At 62.7% G+C, this 17,573-nt stretch carries 24 protein-coding genes and 1 pseudogene; 23 read left to right on the top strand and 2 right to left on the bottom strand.

The window, feature by feature from the left end:
* Positions 1-3 precede the first annotated feature (3 nt).
* The 10 genes from gpM (at position 4) to I6A82_RS04385 (ending at position 4,334) form a co-directional block, all read left to right on the top strand.
* Complete coding sequence (gene gpM, locus I6A82_RS04430) at positions 4-780, top strand: phage terminase small subunit (RefSeq protein ID WP_198093898.1); 777 nt, start codon at positions 4-6, stop codon at positions 778-780.
* Positions 781-919: 139 nt separating this feature from the next.
* Positions 920-1,387 carry a head completion/stabilization protein gene (locus I6A82_RS04425; protein WP_198093897.1) on the top strand — a complete coding sequence of 156 codons (468 nt, stop codon included), beginning with the start codon at positions 920-922 and terminating at the stop codon, positions 1,385-1,387.
* A complete protein-coding gene (locus I6A82_RS04420) occupies positions 1,387-1,596 on the top strand; it encodes a tail protein X (RefSeq protein ID WP_198093896.1) in 210 nt (69 codons plus the stop codon). The genes I6A82_RS04425 and I6A82_RS04420 overlap by 1 nt, the downstream gene beginning before the upstream one ends.
* 3 nt (positions 1,597-1,599) lie before the next feature.
* The gene (locus I6A82_RS04415) at positions 1,600-2,007 is read left to right on the top strand and encodes a hypothetical protein (RefSeq protein WP_198093895.1); all 408 of its coding nucleotides are present in this window, start codon (positions 1,600-1,602) and stop codon (positions 2,005-2,007) included.
* Positions 2,000-2,323, top strand: coding sequence for a hypothetical protein (locus tag I6A82_RS04410; RefSeq protein ID WP_198093894.1), 324 nt, complete (start codon positions 2,000-2,002; stop codon positions 2,321-2,323). The genes I6A82_RS04415 and I6A82_RS04410 overlap by 8 nt, the downstream gene beginning before the upstream one ends.
* A 12-nt stretch (positions 2,324-2,335) precedes the next feature.
* Positions 2,336-2,794: a D-Ala-D-Ala carboxypeptidase family metallohydrolase gene (locus I6A82_RS04405; RefSeq protein ID WP_198093893.1), complete on the top strand. Its 459-nt coding sequence runs from the start codon at positions 2,336-2,338 to the stop codon at positions 2,792-2,794.
* Positions 2,791-3,156, top strand: a complete 366-nt coding sequence (locus I6A82_RS04400; RefSeq protein ID WP_198093892.1) for a hypothetical protein — start codon at positions 2,791-2,793, stop codon at positions 3,154-3,156. Before I6A82_RS04405 ends, I6A82_RS04400 begins: the two co-directional genes overlap by 4 nt.
* Positions 3,095-3,376 carry a hypothetical protein gene (locus I6A82_RS04395; RefSeq protein ID WP_198093891.1) on the top strand — a complete coding sequence of 94 codons (282 nt, stop codon included), beginning with the start codon at positions 3,095-3,097 and terminating at the stop codon, positions 3,374-3,376. Before I6A82_RS04400 ends, I6A82_RS04395 begins: the two co-directional genes overlap by 62 nt.
* Complete coding sequence (locus I6A82_RS04390; RefSeq protein ID WP_198093890.1) at positions 3,373-3,852, top strand: phage tail protein; 480 nt, start codon at positions 3,373-3,375, stop codon at positions 3,850-3,852. The genes I6A82_RS04395 and I6A82_RS04390 overlap by 4 nt, the downstream gene beginning before the upstream one ends.
* Positions 3,852-4,334 carry a phage virion morphogenesis protein gene (locus I6A82_RS04385; RefSeq protein ID WP_198093889.1) on the top strand — a complete coding sequence of 161 codons (483 nt, stop codon included), beginning with the start codon at positions 3,852-3,854 and terminating at the stop codon, positions 4,332-4,334. The genes I6A82_RS04390 and I6A82_RS04385 overlap by 1 nt, the downstream gene beginning before the upstream one ends.
* An 896-nt stretch (positions 4,335-5,230) precedes the next feature.
* Here I6A82_RS04385 and I6A82_RS04380 read toward each other — a convergent pair.
* Together I6A82_RS04380 and I6A82_RS04375 are read right to left on the bottom strand one after the other, a co-directional pair.
* Complete coding sequence (locus I6A82_RS04380; RefSeq protein ID WP_198093888.1) at positions 5,231-5,692, bottom strand: hypothetical protein; 462 nt, start codon at positions 5,690-5,692, stop codon at positions 5,231-5,233.
* 987 nt (positions 5,693-6,679) lie between these two features.
* The gene (locus tag I6A82_RS04375; protein WP_198093887.1) at positions 6,680-7,312 is read right to left on the bottom strand and encodes a tyrosine-type recombinase/integrase; all 633 of its coding nucleotides are present in this window, start codon (positions 7,310-7,312) and stop codon (positions 6,680-6,682) included.
* Between the two features lie 125 nt (positions 7,313-7,437).
* On the opposite strand from I6A82_RS04375, the gene I6A82_RS04370 reads away from it, so the two are divergent.
* The 13 genes and pseudogenes from I6A82_RS04370 to I6A82_RS04315 all read left to right on the top strand — a co-directional run bounded on the left by I6A82_RS04370 (position 7,438) and on the right by I6A82_RS04315 (position 17,441).
* Positions 7,438-8,007 carry a type 1 glutamine amidotransferase domain-containing protein gene (locus I6A82_RS04370; protein WP_198093886.1) on the top strand — a complete coding sequence of 190 codons (570 nt, stop codon included), beginning with the start codon at positions 7,438-7,440 and terminating at the stop codon, positions 8,005-8,007.
* 249 nt (positions 8,008-8,256) lie between these two features.
* Positions 8,257-8,655, top strand: coding sequence for a hypothetical protein (locus I6A82_RS14540; protein ID WP_232343281.1), 399 nt, complete (start codon positions 8,257-8,259; stop codon positions 8,653-8,655).
* Between the two features lie 15 nt (positions 8,656-8,670).
* A pseudogene (locus I6A82_RS14535) lies at positions 8,671-9,162 on the top strand (baseplate J/gp47 family protein); the annotation flags it as partial.
* Complete coding sequence (locus tag I6A82_RS04360; RefSeq protein ID WP_232343280.1) at positions 9,159-9,989, top strand: phage tail protein I; 831 nt, start codon at positions 9,159-9,161, stop codon at positions 9,987-9,989. The pseudogene I6A82_RS14535 and the gene I6A82_RS04360, both read left to right, overlap by 4 nt.
* The gene (locus tag I6A82_RS04355; RefSeq protein WP_198093885.1) at positions 9,986-10,345 is read left to right on the top strand and encodes a GPW/gp25 family protein; all 360 of its coding nucleotides are present in this window, start codon (positions 9,986-9,988) and stop codon (positions 10,343-10,345) included. The genes I6A82_RS04360 and I6A82_RS04355 overlap by 4 nt, the downstream gene beginning before the upstream one ends.
* Positions 10,346-10,361: 16 nt before the next feature.
* Positions 10,362-11,504, top strand: a complete 1,143-nt coding sequence (locus I6A82_RS04350) for a phage tail sheath subtilisin-like domain-containing protein (protein ID WP_198093884.1) — start codon at positions 10,362-10,364, stop codon at positions 11,502-11,504.
* Positions 11,505-11,546: 42 nt separating this feature from the next.
* Positions 11,547-12,053, top strand: coding sequence for a phage major tail tube protein (locus I6A82_RS04345; protein ID WP_198093883.1), 507 nt, complete (start codon positions 11,547-11,549; stop codon positions 12,051-12,053).
* Positions 12,054-12,123: 70 nt separating this feature from the next.
* Positions 12,124-12,438, top strand: coding sequence for a phage tail assembly protein (locus tag I6A82_RS04340; RefSeq protein WP_232343278.1), 315 nt, complete (start codon positions 12,124-12,126; stop codon positions 12,436-12,438).
* 8 nt (positions 12,439-12,446) lie between these two features.
* Entirely contained in the window at positions 12,447-12,572 is a 126-nt protein-coding gene (locus I6A82_RS04335; RefSeq protein WP_198093882.1) for a GpE family phage tail protein, read from the top strand.
* Positions 12,572-14,929, top strand: coding sequence for a phage tail tape measure protein (locus I6A82_RS04330; RefSeq protein ID WP_198093881.1), 2,358 nt, complete (start codon positions 12,572-12,574; stop codon positions 14,927-14,929). The genes I6A82_RS04335 and I6A82_RS04330 overlap by 1 nt, the downstream gene beginning before the upstream one ends.
* Complete coding sequence (locus I6A82_RS04325; protein ID WP_198093880.1) at positions 14,929-15,303, top strand: phage tail protein; 375 nt, start codon at positions 14,929-14,931, stop codon at positions 15,301-15,303. Before I6A82_RS04330 ends, I6A82_RS04325 begins: the two co-directional genes overlap by 1 nt.
* 2 nt (positions 15,304-15,305) lie before the next feature.
* A complete protein-coding gene (locus I6A82_RS04320; RefSeq protein WP_198093879.1) occupies positions 15,306-16,376 on the top strand; it encodes a contractile injection system protein, VgrG/Pvc8 family in 1,071 nt (356 codons plus the stop codon).
* Positions 16,377-16,619: 243 nt separating this feature from the next.
* A complete protein-coding gene (locus tag I6A82_RS04315) occupies positions 16,620-17,441 on the top strand; it encodes a formyl transferase (protein ID WP_198093878.1) in 822 nt (273 codons plus the stop codon).
* Positions 17,442-17,573 lie beyond the last annotated feature (132 nt).

Here is a 17,573-nt window from a genome sequence, read left to right as displayed (position 1 = left end):
CCGATGACGAGCCCCGCCCGCCGCCATTTCCAGCGCAAGGTCGCCGCGAAAGCGGCGGGCCGGGAACCCGTGCCCGCCGCGATTCAGCGCCAGCGCGCCGATCCGCAGGCCACCGAATACGAACATCAGCGCGCCGCGCTCGGCGTCGATCTGCGCCGCCTGAAGAACATCCAGTCGCTGGAAGCCAAGCTGGAGCTGAAGGCCGATCTGATCGCCGCCTACGATCCCTGGGTCGAGGGCGTGATCGAAGCCGCGAAGGGGCCGGACGGCAATTTCGAACGCGGCAAGGGCGTCGCCGACGATATCCTGATCACCACCATGATCTGGGCGATCGACATCGGCGATCATGCCCGCGCCATCCCGCGCGCAGAATATGCGCTGCGCTACGATCTGCCCATGCCCTCGCGTTTCGAACGCACCCTCGGTTGTTTCGTCGCCGAAGCCTTTGCCGAGACCGCGCTGGCCGCCCACGGCCGCGGCGAGGCGATCGATCTGGATGTGCTGCTGCAGGTCGAGGCTTTGACCGAAGACGAGGACATGCCCGACGAAGTGCGCGCCAAGCTGCACAAGGCCATCGGCTTCGCCATCTCCGCCCGCGCTGCCGCGGCGCAGCAAGAAGGATCGACCGAAGGCCCCGCCGGCGGCGCCCGCGCCGCGAACGAAGCCGCGCTGAAGCATCAGCGCCGCGCGCTGGAGCTGAACGACAAGGCCGGCGTGAAAAAGGAAATCGAACGCCTCGAGCGCGAGCAGAAAAAGCTCGCCGAGGCCGAACAGGAATAGCGCCGCCGGCACAGCTGGCGGCCCCATCTCGCCCCGTGGCGCTCGGGGGGCGGAAGCGACAGGCAGGCGGCAGCCCGATCTAGCCGCCCTGACCGACGCCTTCCCCACCCCCCGTAAACTTTAAGGAGGAACAGACATCATGGCTGGATTTGTTTCCTCCCCCGCAACCGATCCGGGCAACGACTTTGTCGCTGGCGATGGCTTTTGGCCCGATCTCTCGATCGCCGCTGCGCGCGATGCCCTCCGCCTCGACGGCCATGTCAGCGAGGTCCGCCTTCGCGACGCTCTGCGCGCGGGCATCATCGCGGCCCGCAAGGATCTGCGTAGCTGGTCGCTGGCCTTCCGCGCGATCGGCATCGCAACGCTGGCCGATGTCGATGCCGAGAAAGTGGACGGCGAGCCGATCACCGTCCTGCTCTATCGCCGGGCCGTACTCTCGTTCGCCGCGGCCGACCTCGCCGAAACGCACCACGATATTTCCGCCACCGCCGACGGCAAGGACCGTGCCGAGGATCGCGTCCTGTCCGCCGACGAGCACCGCCGCAACGCCACGCACGCGATCCGCGATCTGCTCGGCGTCACCCGCACCGCAGTGGAACTGATTTGATGCAGGTTCAGGCACAGCAGGGCGACACGCTCGATCTGATCTGCTGGCGTGAACTCGGCCGCACCGGCGCAGTGACCGAGCAAGCCTATGCGCTGAACCGCGAACTGGCGGCAGCAGGGCCCCTGCTGGCCGAAGGCACCATCGTCGAGCTCCCGGACACGCTGCCCGCCGAAGCGCCGACAATCGAACTCGTGCAACTCTGGGATTGAGGCGTGATGTTGCCGACCGAAACCAACGCGCTCGCCGCCCTCATCCTGGCTGCACTGGGCATCGTGGCCCCACTGCCGGACCTTACCGGCGGCCTGTTCCTGTCGATCGCCTGCGCCTTCCTCGTGATGGCGCTCACGCCCCCCGATCGACGCCTGGCCTATTGGCTCACGCTTGGCTGCTGCCTCGGGGTCTCGATCCTTACCGCGATCCTCTGGACCAAGCTCGTGCCGAACTGGTCCCTGCAACTTCTGATGGCGCTTGCCGGCGGCTTGTCACGCCATTTTGCCATGGGTCTGATCGAGTTCGGCCACGCCCTGCAGGAACAGATGCGCGGTCTTCCCGCCGAACTCAAGGATGGCTTGCTCGCGCGGCTCGGCCTCGGACCGGGAAAGGAAAAGGACGATGATTGAATTCATCGAGCCGATCCAGAGCCGGGCGATCGGCGTCACCTACATGCTGATCGCCTGGGCCTACCTGCAGTTCGTGCTGCCGGCCATGATCCCATTGGGTCGCTGGCACATCTTGAAATTCTGGTGCTTCGCTCTTGCTCTTGGCAGCTTCGGCCTCGGACGCCTGTTCGGCCCCATCTACCTGGAAACCAATGCCTGGATTTTCGCGATCGGCCATTACGGCCTCATCACATATGCCGCCCTGCGCCTTCTCGGCATCCTGCGCGAACACAAGGGTCGCTGGCGCAGCCATCATCACGCGCCGCCGCACGACTGAAGGAATCACGTCATGAAGCTCACCGACCATTTCACTCTCGCCGAGATGACCGCGTCGCAGATTGCCTCGCGCCGCGGTATCGACAACACTCCGGGGCCTGCCGAACGAAAGGCGCTTCGCATCCTGTGCGAACGGGTGCTCGAGCCGGTCCGCGCCCATTTCGGACGTCCGGTGGTCATCTCCTCCGGTTATCGTTCCCCGGAACTCAACCACGCCATTGGTGGCAGCGGCGATTCGCAGCACAGCAAGGGGGAAGCGGCGGACTTCACCATTCCCGGCTTGCCGAACATCGAAGTCGCCCGCTGGATGCAGGCTCGCCTGAATTATGATCAGCTAATCTACGAATTCGGGCCGACCGGGTGGATCCACGTCAGCTTCCGCCAGCCCTTTCGCAATCAGGAATTGAGCGCGGTGAAGCGTCGCAGCTTCGGGCGCGCGCGCACGGTTTATCTGCCAGGTCTGATGGCGTGAACGGCATCGCCGCTATCGGAGCGAAACTCTCCGGCGCACGCTCGGCGCTGATCGCGATCGCCGCGCTCTGCCTTCCCACCGCTTATTGCAAGGGCCGCGAGGACGGAACGGTAAAGGCCGACGCCGCCCGCGCCATCGCCAATGTGAAGGCGCTGCAGGCCGACGCGGCGGCCACCGGCTTGGCCGCAGAGGAGCGCGTGGCCGATGCGCTGCGGATTAACCAGGACGAAGAGGAATTGATCGATGCCATTGCCGAAGAACCGGACACCGTTCCCGATCCTGTGCGCGTGCGCCTTGGCTGTGAGCGGCTGCGCGCCCAGGGAACGCCTGCAGCCGATCTTCCCGCCCCCTGCGGACCTTGAAGCGGTAACCGAAGCCAAGCCGATCGCGCCGGTCGCCATCGTCACCAGCGCGAAGGCTGCGGCCGAATATGATGTGGCCGTCGAAAGCTGGGGCGAGCGACTGAACGCCGCCGGCGGCCGCATCTGTCGCTGGGCGTTGCGCAACGGCGCGGTGCTGCCCTTCGCCTGTACTAAGGCGCAGCCGTCCACGCCTCCCGATCCGGAGCCGTCCACACGATGAACAAGAGCGATTCCCTGCGCGCTGCGATTGAGGCGGCCTTTCCCGTCGAATGCCGCCGCAACCCGGATCGCCTCCACGTCTTCGTGGACAAGGGCCGCATCGCCGCGCGGCACGGGGCAGAGGAGGATTTCGAATATCGCTACAAGCTCGCCGTGATCCTCACCGATTTTGCGGGCGACGTGGATCTGCTCATGGCCACGGTGCTCACCTGGCTGCGCGTCCACCAGCCTTCGCGGCTGCAAAATCACGATCAGGGTAACGAGGCGTTCGGGTTCGAGGCGGTGATTCTCGATCCGAAGAAAGCCGACGTCGAAATCACGATCGATATTGAAGAGGCGGTGGCCGTTCGCCGCGATGCCCAGGGCGCGTTCGTGTTCACCCATCCGCCCGAGCCAGTTTTGGCCGGGCTCGACGATGCCGAAGCCGCCATCCAGCAAATCATTGCCGGCGGCGAACAGCTTTACCCGGCCCCCTGATGGCCGAAGACCTCGAACAATTGCGCACATGGCTCGGCGGCCTGATCGGCGCGCTGCAACCCGCTGAGCGCAAGAAGCTCACCCGTCGCCTCGCTATCCTGATGCGAAAGCAGAACGCGGACCGTATCGCGGCCCAGGTCGATCCGGACGGCAACGCCTTCGCCCCGCGCAAGGTCGACGCCCGCCGCGACCGGCTCGGCCAGCGCAAGCGTAAGATCCGGGATCGCAAGATGTTCCTGAAGGCGCGCACCGCCGGCTATCTCAAGAAGCGCTGGACGCCCGACATGGCCGGCGCCGAATTCCGCGGCCGCATGGCCAGCATCATGCGCGTGCACCAGGAGGGCTTGCCCGATCGGGTGACGTCCTTCTCGAATTCGCCGACCGTTCGATATTCGCAGCGGCGCGTGCTCGGGTTCTCGCAACAGGACGAAGAAGCCATCGCCGACCAAGTGATCGCCTACCTTCGCGGCACCATAGAGTAGTCCGCCTTTGGGCCGATTGCTGACAGTCCGGTATAGGCCATCAGAGGGCGGAAAGCGGCCCTTCGGCTAGCGACCCCATTGCGGACGTTCAGGCAATCTGCGACTCTCTCGCAATGCTCAAAAAGACTAGCTTGCTGTTGCAGGTGTCAGGCCTGATCGCTGGAGCGCTGCTAATGGCGTCCTGCCAGCGAGATGGCGGGGTGATCGAAACCGCATCTCTGCCCAATATTTCCGGTAAGTTTGTTGTAGAGGATGACTACCGAACCGCAGCGCTAACCTCTGTCCAACACTCGGTTTATTACGTAATTGGAAGCAACCGTGAGTTGGTGTTCAGAGGCGCTGGCGGTCAGCTGCCAGTGCTCTCCTTGCTCGGCCCAAGCGACGTTCTTTTAAGCTATTGCGGGGGCTCAATCCACGAAGTTGAGTCCTCGTTCTTCGAGAATGAGACAGACAACCAGCGCGGATTACGTCTCTTACATCTGCAACCGGTGACATCGGGCGGTCTATCCGCCAACGGCCGCCCCATATGTCCACGTCAGAAAAACTAATCCGCTAAGACCGCTTCCCACCTATTTTCTGCCTTTCCTTTCTTAGCCTTACGGGCGAGCGGAATGTCAGCTTTCAGGTAGTTCAGCGCCGACCGGGAACGACCGCAATTGGGCGCAGAAGCCGAACGTCCGCATTAGCCCTCGTTGCGTTAGGACCAGACGGTCAGCAACCGGCCCAGTTCTCGCCGGTCCGCAATGCGCCCCAATCTCGGTCATTAGCCTAACCGGCCACGGCTGTCGAAAGCGGGCATAGCCGTCAGGCTTCAGCAACGTCAGCTTCATGGGCATCCTGGGCGGCCCCGAGATGTCAGAGTTTGGAGTGGAAAGCGGAAGTTCGGCTCGCACCAGCTAACCGCCCTGCAGATTGTAGAGCATTCCGCCACATGCTGCACGCTCATCATTCACGCCAGCTCGTAGAACTATCGAAATTTCCTTACCAGCAACCGATAGCGAACGATCAAAGGTCATTTTCTTGGCTTCTAGGTATTCCAGTTCGAGCGTCCGATCATCGCGCCAGCGCATGTTCAAGCCATACGCGCAATTACTCCTTACGGCGCCGTAGAGGCTTGCCGCTTCATGGTCCCAGCGTGGCCATTTTCTGCTGAGTTGAACGGAGTATCGAAAGTCCGTCGTAGCTCCGCCATTGATCTCGTATAGTCTCGCCACGACTTTTCCGTCTGGAGAAGTAGCCCGCGCTACAACCTCCTTCGAAACGCAAGTATCGAGGAGCAGTGCTATGAGAAAAACGAAGACAAGGATTGCCAGTGGGAAGCATCCTTTCGCAGGGAAACGGAAGGGTTCGTAGACCATCAAGCCTCATTGCAACGAGGAACCAATGTCCGCAATGGCGGTCGTTAGCTGAAGATCCGCTTTTAGCGCGAGAAATTGTAAAGCCGACCGGCCGCATTCGGATGGTGTGCCGCAAGGCATGGACGTCCGACATTGTGTGGGTAGCCGCCGTCCGAGCAGTAGCCTACTCGCTTCTTTTGTGTGCGACGCGAACCGTAGCCAAAATACAAACTATCATAATTGCCGCCTGTATGACTTCAGTACCCTGCCAGCCTGCATAGGCCCAAACTGCAGACGCTAAAAACAGTAGGGCTAGCGTTGTTATTGCGAACGCAAACAGGTAGACCCACCCGGCGAAAGAACAGGGCACATAGCCAATGCCAAGCCGTTCAAAATCTACGCGTTTTTTAGGCATGATAGCTTTGCCTTCGCCGTGACAGCAAGAAGATATAGCAGAGTGAGCAACGTCCGCTATGGGGTCGTTCGCAGTCACGCCGTTTTGTCGGCATTGCGGTCGACAGCGGTTGGTCCGCTGCGGTAGCTCTCCTAAGTACAAGCTCTAACGCGAGAGCGAGTTCTTTGAGCGTTTCGGTGGCCGGTTCGTAGTGATACCGTCCTTGTGTAGGAGCAGGTAGACCCCGAGTGTAACGGGAAGCGCCAGCCCAAATTCCAACCACCATGACCAGCCTTGCGGAAGCAGCCTAGCAGTCGTCAATCCTGCGAGGATCGCGAAGAATGACGCCTTCCGTTGGAAGAAGCGAAGGAACATTTTCGGCTTCCCCGGTGAGAGCTTAAGTTTCACAATATTCATCAGCCGCTCGTTTCGCTTAGCTCTGCTCATGACCCCAGATTGCCTCGCTCCGGCAAGGTCCGCAATGGGGTCGTTTCCTGCCCTCGCCCGCTTGGCTCCGCAAGCGACTTACATCAGCTTCTCAAACCCAGAACCCGACAGTCGCAAACCCACCCAGTAGCGGTCGAACGGGTCCCGCATCGACCGCTACGTTGTTGTCAAATTTCTGTTCGTTCGGCGAGAAGGAGCGCGTCCTCGACATCTACCCCGAGATAGCGGACCGTGTTCTCGATCTTGGTGTGGCCGAGCAGGATCTGGATCGCACGGATATTGCCGGTCGCCCGGTAGATCATCGCCGCTTTCGTCCTGCGCATTGAGTGTGTTCCGTATTCTGCCTTGCTCAAACCGATGGCAGTCACCCATTCGTCCACCAGTCTCGCATACTGGCGTGTGCTCATCGGCTTCATATGATCGACCCGGCTCGGAAAGACGAAATCGCTGACTGTTCCGCCGCGACTTTCGAGCCACGCATGTAGGCTCGCGCGAACGTCGGCCGTGATCTCGAATTGGACTGGCCTGCCAGTCTTCTGCTGCATGACGATCGCACGGGACCGAATTTCGCAACCGGCTACGACCTCACCGATCTTGAGCTTAACGAGATCGCATCCGCGCAGTTTGCTGTCGATCGCCAGATCGAACAGAGCACGGTCACGCAATCGTCCCTCCCGGTCGAGATGGAAGCGGATCGCCCAGATCTGCTTCTGGTTGAGCGGACGCTTCGTGCCGACGGTCTTTCCGGCGTTCCAGGCTGACCGATTCTGCTTGGCAGGATCATATCGAGAGTAACCCATTATCGTTCTCCATGGCCGTCATGGCCAAAGGTAGAACGCGAAAGCGAATTCCCTGCTGGTTTCGATCAACGGATCGAACAACCGGAACGACCGTTCCTATTGCGAAGAAGCAAGGGAACAAGCTCATGAAACTCGAAGGCAAAACCGTCGCCATCCTCATCGCACCGCGCGGCACAGAAGAGCCCGAATTTGTCCAACCGCGCGATGCGCTGAAGGATGCCGGAGCAACATTGACCGTGATCTCCACAGAGACTGGCACCGCGCGGACCGTCAATAACGATCTCGATCCGGGCGGCGATTATTCGATCGACAAAGCCGTTGGCGATGTATCCGCGTCCGACTTCGACGCACTGATGATCCCCGGCGGGTCGGTTGGCGCAGACAAGCTCCGGGCGGACCAGAAGATCGTCGCCTTCGTCCGCGATTTCTTCGTAGCGGGCAAGCCGGTCGCGGCGATTTGCCACGCGCCGTGGACACTGGCCGAGGCGGATGTGCTGGAAGGCCGCAAGGTCACCTCCTTCCATTCGATCCAGACCGATCTGCGCAACGCTGGCGCAAGTTGGGTCGATGAGGAAGTCGTGACCGATCAGGGCCTCGTCACCAGCCGCGATCCGGACGATCTGCCCGCCTTCTGCGCCAAGATTGTTGAGGAGTTCGCCGAAGGGCGGCACGGGAAACAGAAGGCCAGCGCATAAACGTGATGGCGCGGACCACCCCGAAAGCCTGAACGCGGACGAGTAGGAGACGATTGGCGGCTGAGGCGCGTGAAACGTTCAGCGTCGAAACATGAACGACCGTCCGCTTTCGGGCGCCGATCGCAAAGCCCTCAATGACTGAAGTTAGGGCGCAAAGCCGCCGCTTTTTTCTCCGCGCTGTTGTAGCACCACCTCCTACAACAACGCAGTCTCGCACAGTTCGACGTGCGCAGACGATAGCCGTGCACCATGACCGGCTCCATCATCTCCTCGACGGCAATCGATCTTTCGCGACTGCCGAAGCCGGAGGTCGTTCGGGAGATCGATTACGAGACGATCCTGACCGAAATGCTGGCGGACCTGCGCGCACGCTTTCCCGACTTCTCCGCGCTGGTCGAAAGCGATCCCGCCTACAAGGTGCTGGAAGTCGCCGCTTACCGGGAGATGGTGAACCGGCAGAAGGGCAACGATGCCGCGCTCGCCGTCATGATCGCCTATGCCGCGGGCGCGGATCTGGACAACCTCGCCGCGCTCTTCGGCGTCCAGCGCCTCACGATCGTCGAAGCCGATGACGAAAAAGGGATCGGGCAACAGCTCGAGAGCGACGATAATCTGCGGGAGCGGGTGCTGCTGGCGCCGGACAGCTAGTCGGTCGCCGGGCCCGCCTCGGCCTATGTCTTCCACGCCCGCTCGGTCGCTAGCGGCGCGGTGCAGCATGCCACCGCTACCAGCCCCGCGCCCGGCGAGGTGCTGATCACCGTGCTGGGACGCGATGACGACGGCACCCCAAATCAGGCGCTGATCGAAGAGGTGGAGGCCCTGGTCAACGGCGATAACGTGCGACCGCTCACCGACAGGGTCACCGTCGCCGGCGCGATGGTGACGCATTTCGATATCGCGGCGCGGCTGTGGATCTACGCCGGCCCGGACCGCAACCTGATCCTGTCCACTGCGCGCGCTGCGCTCGACGACTATTTGGCCACCACCCGCCGCCTCGGCCGCGATATCCCGCTGTCCGCCATCACCGCCGCGCTGTTCGTCGGCGGCGTTCAGCGGGTCGAGATCGTCTCGCCCACCGCGGATCTGGTATTCGACGAGACCGGGACCGGCTTCGTCGATACCATCGACATTCAGATCGCGGGCCGCGCCGAATGACGAGCCTGCTGCCGCCCTCCGCCACCGCCGCCGAACGCGCGATCGAGGCCGCCACCATGCGCATCGGCGATATCGAGACGCCGCTCCGCGATCTCTGGGATCCGATGGCCTGTCCAACCTTCCTGCTGCCCTGGCTCGCCTGGGGCCTGTCGATCGACCTGTGGGACGCGGACTGGACCGAGGCCGAGAAGCGCAGCGCCATCGCCGCGGCGATCGAAATGCAGCGGCGCAAGGGCACGCTCGCCAGCGTGCGGGCGGTGGTCGATCGCTTCGATCCGATGATCGGGATCGTCGAATGGTTCGAGAGCGCGGCCTCGCCCCGGCTCGATCCTTATTGCTTCCGGCTTGAACTGCCGCTCGCGGCGGACAGTGACGTCGAATACTCGCCGGAGCTGGTTACCGCACGTTCGGGCGCAACGCGCAGCTGGTCGCCCCCAAGCCTCGGCGAACAGGTCGTTCTGCTCTGCCCCGGCGGCGATATCGCCGCGGCCGTTGCTCTGGGCAGCATCCCGCAAGACGCCTTTCCGCCGGCGGGTAACAGCCTGCGGGAATTGATCGAATATCCGGACGGTGCGGTGATCGCCTACGATTCGGAGGCGCATAAACTCGACGTCACCCTGCCGGAAGGAGGCAGCGTCGCGATCGTCGCTGGCGGTGGCGTAACGCTCGACGCGCGCCAGGGCGGCGTTACCGTCCTCGGGGACGTCACCATTGACGGAGCCGTGACGGCCAGCGGAGACATCGTCGCCAAGGGCGATATCAGCCTGGCAGACCACCGCCACGGTCTCGTGCGCGGTGGAACGGACAAGAGCGGCCCGCCCGCATGATCGGCATCGATGCCCGCACCGGACAGCGCCTCGATGGCGACGCGCATCTTGCGCAATCGATAGGCGATATCCTGTCGACGCCTTTGGGCACCCGCATCATGCGCCGCGATTACGGCTCGCTCCTGCCCGAACTGATCGATCGTCCGCTGAACGATCGCACCCGGATAGAGATCTACGCGGCTACCGCCGTCGCCTTGCGCCGTCACGAGCCGCGCCTGCGGCTCACCCTCATCGGCATAGATGCCGGGCCGCAGGGCACGGCCACGATCGCGCTCGAGGGCTATCGTACCGATACGCCTGGCCCGAACAGCTTCACCCGCCTGACCCTCCCGCTGCGCGCTGCGCGGCCGAACTGACTGGAGCATCGCACCGATGGACACACTCTTTCACGGCATCAAGGTCAACGAGCCGCTCATCGGCATTCGCCCGCTGCTCGGCGTGGCCAGCGCCGTCATCGGCCTGGTCGCCACCGCGCCCGATGCCGACGCCGCCATGTTCCCGCTCGATAAGCCGGTGCTGATCACCGATATCCGCACTGCGCTCGGCAAGGCAGGGGAACAAGGAACGCTGCCCCTCTCGCTCGGCGCGATCGCGGATCAGGTCTCGCCCGTCTGCGTCGTCGTACGCGTGGAACAAGGTGCCGATGTGACAGGCACCGAAGCCAACCTGGTCGGCGATGCTGCCGCCTATTCCGGTGTCCACGCACTGCTCGCCGCGGAAAGCCATCTCGGCGTGCGCCCGCGCATCCTCGGCATCCCGGGCCTCGATAGCCGCGACGGGGTGGCCGAGCTACTGATCGTCGCCAAGAAGCTGCGCGGGTTCGTCTACGCGTCCTGCAACGGAGCCGCCTCGATCGCCGAAGCCGTCACCTATCGCGGCGAATTCTCCGAACGCGAACTGATGCTGATCCATCCGGACTGGTCGGGCTTTTCAGGCCATGCCGTCGCAGCGGCCATGGGCCTGCGCGCGAAGATCGACGAGGATACGGGCTGGCACAAGACGCTGTCCAATGTGCCGGTCTCCGGCGTGACGGGCATGAGCGCGCCGGTCTTCTTCGATCTGCAGGACGCCTCGACCGATGCGGGCGTGCTGAACGCCGCACCCGTCACCACGCTCGTGCGGATGAACGGCTATCGCTATTGGGGCAACCGCACCTGTTCGGACGAGGCGCAGTTTGCTTTCGAAAGCGCGGTGCGCACCAGCCAGGTGCTGCAGGACACCATCGCGCAAGGGCTCGCCTGGGCCGTCGACAAGCCGCTCAGCCCGCAACCGATCCGCGACGTGCGCGAGACGATCGATGCCGAGTTCCGCCCCCTGAAGGGCGAAGGGCGGATCATCGGTGCTGAGACGCTGCCACTCGATCCCGCGCTCAACAGCGCCGATGCGCTCGCCGCGGGTCGCGTGGTGATCGATTACGATTACACGCCCTGCGCTCCTGCGGAGAACATGACGCTCAACCAGCGCATCTCCGATCGCTTCTACGCCAGCTTCGCCGATCAGGTGGCCGCGCTCTAAGCGGCCGCCCGCCAACCCTTTCCTCTCTTCAGGAGCCCGCACATGCTGCCCCGCAAGCTCAAGAACTTCAACGTCTTCAACGATGGCCAGTCCTATCTTGGCCAAGCGTCGGAAATCCAGCTGCCCAAGCTCGCCATGGCGGCCGAATCCTATCGCGGTGCCGGCATGCTGGCGGAGGTGGACGTCGACATGGGGCTGGAAAAGCTCGAGATGGAGTCGACCTATGGCGGCATGGTCGTGGGCGTGCTGCGCCAGTTCGGCCTGAACCGGATCGACGGTGCGATGTTGCGCTTCGTCGGCGCCTATCAGGCGGACGATGCCCTCGCCCCAACCGCGGGTGAGCTGGTCGTGCGCGGCCGCCACATGGAGATCGATCCCGGCAGCGCCAAGGCTGGCGACGATACCGAGTGGAAGGTGAAGTCCACCCTCACCTACCTCAAGTGGACGATCGACGGGCGCGAAGAGGTCGCGATCGATGTCCTGAACAATGTGTACCGCATCGGCGGCGTCGATCGCATGGCCAGCATCCGCGCCATCATCGGCAGCTGATCCGCGTAAACCGAAGCCCAACAATGCGCCCGCCGATCGAGGGCAAGTGTAAACCGAAGAGGGAAAACGAATGGACAAGGAACAGGCCCAGCCCACCGGCATGGTGACCGTCGATCTCGATGAAGTGATCGTCCGCGGCAAACAGAAAATCGGCATCGTGCAGTTGCGCAAGCCGAAGAGCGGCGAATTGCGCGGCCTGTCCATGGTCGACATCTGCAAGCTCGAGGTGACGGCCCTGCACGAGCTGCTGCCGCGCGTGACCTCGCCTTCGCTCACGCGTGAGGAGGTGGCGAACCTGTCCGCCGCGGATCTGTTCACGCTCGCGACCGAGGTGGCCGGTTTTTTTCTGCCGAAGAGGGCGTCGGTCGACTCCCTCGTTCAATAGAAGACGCGATGGCGGATATCGCGCTGGTCTTCCACTGGCCGCCCGCCGTCATGGACGCGCTCGAGGTGGACGAGCTGATGCAATGGCATGAGCGCGCCCTCGCGCGCTTCAAATTGGTTCACGGAGGCGAGTAGTGGACAAGGCGCTTCGCCTCTCTCTCATTTTCCAGGGGCTGGACAAGGCATCGAAACCGATCCGGGCGATCGACAAGGCCAGCCAGAAGCTGGGGTCGCAGATGGATGCGACGCGTCAGCGCATGAAAGAATTGCAGAACGCGCAGAAGGACATCGCCGGCTTTCGCGCGCAGAAGCGCGGCCTCGAACAGACCGAGCGGAAATTTGAGGAACAGACCCGCACGATCGCGCAGCTGAAGCGTGAGATCGCAGCCGTCGAAAAACCCACCGCCAAGATGCGTCGGGAGTTCGCCTCTGCCACGCGCGAGGGTGCGCGGCTGAAGAGCGAGACCCAGCAGCAGCGTCAGAAGCTGGAGGGGCTGCGCCGCGGCCTCGACACGGCGGGCTATTCCACGCGCAATCTGTCCGAAGACGAGCGCCGTCTGCGCGCCGAACTTGGCAAGACCGGGCGCGAGATGGACGATCAAAAGCGCAAGGCGGAGCGGCTGCGCGACGCTCGCAAGCGCGGTGCGGCTCTGCAGGAGCGAGGTAGCCGCATGCGCAGCGCCGGCGGGCGGGCCACGCTCGGCGTGACCGCACCGGTCATGGGAATGGGCGGCGCGGCAATCGGCATGTCGAACGACTTTGACGCAGCGATGGCGAACGTCTCGACGCTGGTCGACGCCACGCGCGAGAGCATGGACCGCATGGGCGCGGACGTCATGCGGATCGGCAAGCGCATTCCGGTCGAACTCGAACGGTTGCCGGAAGCGCTCTACGATATTCGCTCCGCCGGCATCCCCGCAGCCGATGCCATGAAAGTGCTCGAGCGATCGGCCCGCCTCGGCGTGGCCGGCCTGGGCTCGACGCAGGAAGCGGCGGACCTGGTCACCAGCTCGATCAACGCCTTCGGGCTGAAGGGCAAGGAAGCCGAACGGATTTATGATCTGATCTTCAAGACCGTGAAGAACGGCAAAACCAATATCGCACAGCTCTCGCAGGGCTTCGGCGCCGTCGCAGGTACCATCTCGGCCGCGAACGTACCCCTTGACGAATATCTCGCCAGCGTGGCGGCGCTAACCACGACCGGCATGCCGGCGGCTCAAGCGCATACGCACCTGCGCGCGGTCATCTCCGGCATGACACGCGATACCGAGGACAGCCGCAAGGTGCTCGGCGCGCTCGGCGCGAAGGACTTTAAAGGGCTGATCCAGCAGTCCGGCGGCCTCGTTCCGGCGCTCGGTCGCATCCGCCAGCAGCTTAACGGTAATGACGGGGCCATGCAGAAGCTCTTCGGGTCGACCGAGGCGCTGAACGCCGTGACTGGCCTTACTACCAAGCAGGCCGCTGTCTTCGGCAGCACGCTCAACGATATGCGCAACGGCGCGAACGCCGTCGATACCGCGTTCGGAAAGCAGTCCAATACCGACATGGCAAAGCGGGTTCAGGACATGAACCGGATGAAGGCGGCTGCGATCGAGATGGGAGAAAAGGCAGCGCCTGCGCTGACCACGTTCTTCGAGATGATCGGCGGCCTCGCCGACCGCTTCAGCAACCTGTCGCCGGAAACGCAGAAGTTCATTCTCATCGCTGGCGGCATCCTCGCTGTCATCGGCCCGGTCATTGCGATCATCGGCGGGCTTATCACCGTCATCGGAGTACTCGCACCCGTGTTCGGTGTCGTATTCGGGGTACTATCCGCAGTAATCTCCGCAATCGCCTCCCCGGTTCTCGCGATCATCGCGGTCATCGGCCTCCTTAGTTGGGCAATCTATGCGAATTGGGACGCGATCAAGGCTGCCTTTGGGACAGGCATCGCTTGGCTCCAACAGAAATGGGTGCAGTTCAAGACGATGTTTTTCACCGCGCTCGCCTTCGTCCTCGGCCTGCGCGCCCGCTTTATCCAAGCCGGTGGCGATCTCATCACCGGCCTGATCAACGGGTTCATGGGCAAAGTCGGCCAGCTGAAGAACCGGATCGTGCAGACCGCGGCGAACATCAAGAACTGGTTCGCAGACAAGCTCGGCATCCGCAGCCCGAGCCGCGTGTTCATGGCCCTGGGCGGCCACGTCATGTCCGGCCTCGATCGCGGTCTCGATCGCGGCGAAGGCAAGCCGCTCGGCCGTATCCGCGATCTCGCTGCCGGCATGACGGCCGCACTCGCGGTCGGCACCGCCACGCCTGCTCTGTCCGCTGGCGGTGCGGGCGTCGGTGCCGCTGCCCGCTCCGCCGCCGCGCCGGTCTCGCCCACCTTCAACATCTATCAGCAGCCCGGCCAGTCGGTGGAGGATCTGGCGAAGGAGATCGAGAAGATCCTCGCCCGCCTCGCACGCCAGCAGGCCGCGAACGATCGCAGCTCTTATCGGGATGACGATTGATGCTGCTCTCGCTCGGCCTCTTCGCCTTCGGCACCGACAGTGCGGGCTATCAGCAGCTGTCTCGCAAGACCGATTGGCGACACGAGGACAGCCCACGCTTCGGCGCGCGGCCCGCCGTCCAGTTCTGCGGACCGGGCAAGGATGACATCACCCTTTCCGGCGTGATCCTACCCGGCGTCTCGGGCCGGCATGAGGCGATGCGCACATTGCGCGATCTTGGCGATCAGGGGGAGGCTTGGCCGCTCGTCGATGCCCTCGGCCGCGTCCATGGCGATTTCATCATCGCCTCGATCGACGAAGGACAGAGCGTCTTCCTGGACAATGGCGTCGCCCGCCGTGCGGATTTTACCGTCGAACTACGCCGGGTCTCCTGATCATGAACGCGGGATCGAACATCGCGGACTATCGCCTGTCGCTCGAAGGCCGCGATCTCGGTCTTGGCGCGCCCACCGGGATCAGCGTCTTCGGCATCGATTTCGGCAAGCTGCTGATGGACCGCATCGGCCCGCGCCTGATCGGCCTGCAGCTGACCGAAAAGCGCGGCGGCGAAGCGGATCAGCTGGACATCACCATCCACGATCATGACGGGCAGATGGAGATCCCGAAGGCCGGTGCCGTCCTGTCGCTGGCGCTGGGCTGGAAGGGCGGTGCCGACGTAACCCTCGGGCTGGTGCCCAAGGGCCGCTTCAAGGTGGACGAGGCGGAGTGGAGCGGCCCGCCGGACATCGTTACGATCCGTGCCCGCTCCGCCGATTTCGCCGCCTCCTTCAATGTCCGGAAGGAACGCTCGCACCGCGATACCACCGTTGGCGCGATCGTCGCCAAGGTGGCGCGCGAACAGGGGCTGCAGCCGCATTGCGATCCTGCGCTCGCGAACATTCCGGTGCCCGTCCTTGCGCAGGACGGCCAAAGCGATATGGCCATGATCCGCGAACTCGGCCGCCGCCACGATGCCGTTGCGACGGTAAAGGATGGCAAGCTCATCCTCGCGCCGATCGGCCGGGGCCGGACTGCCGCCGGCAAGGCGATCGCCGGGCTCCTCATCACCCGCGCCAGCGGCGAAGCCTACAGCTACAGGCGTGCCGAGCGCGGCCAATATGGTGGGGTCGAGGCGGGCTGGCACGATCAGGATGCCGGCAAGCGCAAGACAGTGAAGGTCGGCACCGCCGTCGAAGGCCGTAAGCCGAAGCGCCTGAAGAAAACCTACGCTACCGAAGCCGACGCCCGCCGCGCTGCCGAGGCCGAGCAAGGCCGCATGAACCGCGCCGCCGCCGAGTTCGGCATCACCCTTGCCCTGGGCCGCCCCGACATCTTCCCCGATCGCCCCGCCACCCTGTCCGGCTTCAAACCGGAGATCGATGCCAAGCGCTGGCTGATCGCCGAGGTAATGCACACGCTAGATGCCAGCGGCCTGCACAGCGCACTGAAACTTCAAACGCTCACTTAGATTAGATGAGTTTCCCTAAAGAGCCTCGATTATCGGCTAGGTGTAATTTTCAAAGCTTGGCAAGATTTGTAACACGAGATAACCGAGGTCTTGGCAAGAATCGTAGAGGGTCAAGAGATCCGCTCGACGAACGTCTGGCCAAGCACTGACCATTGATCAATTAGGGCTTCAGGGTCGCCAAGCCTTAATCAAATAGAAATCGTCTTTCAGGATTGATTTAGATCGAAAACGGAGCACTGATAGGTGAGTCTCGTAGCTATTACCGGCGATCATCCTCGCCATCACTATTTCGTCAAGAAATTACATCAGGAAGGCATATTAACCGGATGGGTGCGAGAAGGCCGTGAAGCATTCGTGCCAGATGCGCCTCAGGACATTCCGAAGGCAACCCGCGATCTGTTTGTAAAACATTTTAAGAACCGACAGATTGCGGAAGAACGCTTTTTTGGTAGGCCGATTGCACCGGATGTTTCCCGCCTCGACACCACCCCAGATAACCTTAACAATCGCGAAACCGTCGATTTTCTGAAAAGAATCAGCCCGCGCCTCGTTCTATCCTACGGGTGCCACAAGATCGAGAATGCGCTTCTAGACCTTCCCAATCTAACATTCTGGAATACGCATGGTGGGCTTTCGCCAAGCTATCGCGGGGTAATCACGCACTTCTGGCCGAGCTATAATTGCGAACCGCAGATGACCGGCTTGACTTTGCATGAAACGACCAGCGCCTTGGATGGGGGGGCTATCATTCATCAATCCGGAGCCGTTCTCGAGCGCGGCGATGGCATTCATGATCTCGCAGCCCGGACCGTCAAGGCCTATTGCGACGAGCTCGCTCCATTGATTAGAGATGCGCTAAATGCCGATTGCCTGCCAACGGGTGTCACACAAAAGTCAAGTGGGCGACTTTGGCTTTCAAGCCACTGGCGGCCCGAGCACCTTCACCTGGTTTACGATACATTCCATGATCGGATCGTCGACAAAATTCTCGACGGTTCGCTGTCGGGCCGAACTCCAAAACTGGTTTCCGTTCTGAAAAAAACTTTCAATCCGGCTGTCGCGTAATCGCACCTTTCTGTCACGTAACGCGTTGGATTGGACAGAACCGTCTTTACAATTTTAGTGTTTTCCCTTTGGCCCTGATGACCGTGTCCCTGCGAGAACTGACTTCTGCTTCCATGACGAGAAACCACGCAA

Origin of the sequence: Novosphingopyxis sp. YJ-S2-01 (assembly GCF_016093175.1) — a bacterium.
Lineage (GTDB): Bacteria > Pseudomonadota > Alphaproteobacteria > Sphingomonadales > Sphingomonadaceae > Novosphingopyxis > Novosphingopyxis iocasae.
Note: the sequence above shows the minus strand (reverse complement) of the source record. Positions and strands in the feature narration are given on the sequence as shown.

What these genes read in the sequence shown, in the direction of transcription:
- I6A82_RS04350 (WP_198093884.1), top strand. Translation starts at nt 10,362, where the DNA reads ATGGACACACTCTTTCACGGCATCAAGGTCAACGAGCCGCTCATCGGC.
- I6A82_RS04320 (WP_198093879.1), top strand. Translation starts at nt 15,306, where the DNA reads ATGAACGCGGGATCGAACATCGCGGACTATCGCCTGTCGCTCGAAGGC.
- I6A82_RS04355 (WP_198093885.1), top strand. Translation starts at nt 9,986, where the DNA reads ATGATCGGCATCGATGCCCGCACCGGACAGCGCCTCGATGGCGACGCG.
- gpM (WP_198093898.1), top strand. Translation starts at nt 4, where the DNA reads ATGACGAGCCCCGCCCGCCGCCATTTCCAGCGCAAGGTCGCCGCGAAA.
- I6A82_RS04405 (WP_198093893.1), top strand. Translation starts at nt 2,336, where the DNA reads ATGAAGCTCACCGACCATTTCACTCTCGCCGAGATGACCGCGTCGCAG.
- I6A82_RS04425 (WP_198093897.1), top strand. Translation starts at nt 920, where the DNA reads ATGGCTGGATTTGTTTCCTCCCCCGCAACCGATCCGGGCAACGACTTT.
- I6A82_RS04370 (WP_198093886.1), top strand. Translation starts at nt 7,438, where the DNA reads ATGAAACTCGAAGGCAAAACCGTCGCCATCCTCATCGCACCGCGCGGC.
- I6A82_RS04375 (WP_198093887.1), bottom strand. Translation starts at nt 7,312, where the DNA reads ATGGGTTACTCTCGATATGATCCTGCCAAGCAGAATCGGTCAGCCTGG.
- I6A82_RS04335 (WP_198093882.1), top strand. Translation starts at nt 12,447, where the DNA reads ATGGCGGATATCGCGCTGGTCTTCCACTGGCCGCCCGCCGTCATGGAC.
- I6A82_RS04325 (WP_198093880.1), top strand. Translation starts at nt 14,929, where the DNA reads ATGCTGCTCTCGCTCGGCCTCTTCGCCTTCGGCACCGACAGTGCGGGC.
- I6A82_RS04420 (WP_198093896.1), top strand. Translation starts at nt 1,387, where the DNA reads ATGCAGGTTCAGGCACAGCAGGGCGACACGCTCGATCTGATCTGCTGG.
- I6A82_RS04390 (WP_198093890.1), top strand. Translation starts at nt 3,373, where the DNA reads ATGAACAAGAGCGATTCCCTGCGCGCTGCGATTGAGGCGGCCTTTCCC.
- I6A82_RS04410 (WP_198093894.1), top strand. Translation starts at nt 2,000, where the DNA reads ATGATTGAATTCATCGAGCCGATCCAGAGCCGGGCGATCGGCGTCACC.
- I6A82_RS14540 (WP_232343281.1), top strand. Translation starts at nt 8,257, where the DNA reads ATGACCGGCTCCATCATCTCCTCGACGGCAATCGATCTTTCGCGACTG.
- I6A82_RS04340 (WP_232343278.1), top strand. Translation starts at nt 12,124, where the DNA reads ATGGACAAGGAACAGGCCCAGCCCACCGGCATGGTGACCGTCGATCTC.
- I6A82_RS04360 (WP_232343280.1), top strand. Translation starts at nt 9,159, where the DNA reads ATGACGAGCCTGCTGCCGCCCTCCGCCACCGCCGCCGAACGCGCGATC.
- I6A82_RS04380 (WP_198093888.1), bottom strand. Translation starts at nt 5,692, where the DNA reads ATGGTCTACGAACCCTTCCGTTTCCCTGCGAAAGGATGCTTCCCACTG.
- I6A82_RS04385 (WP_198093889.1), top strand. Translation starts at nt 3,852, where the DNA reads ATGGCCGAAGACCTCGAACAATTGCGCACATGGCTCGGCGGCCTGATC.
- I6A82_RS04345 (WP_198093883.1), top strand. Translation starts at nt 11,547, where the DNA reads ATGCTGCCCCGCAAGCTCAAGAACTTCAACGTCTTCAACGATGGCCAG.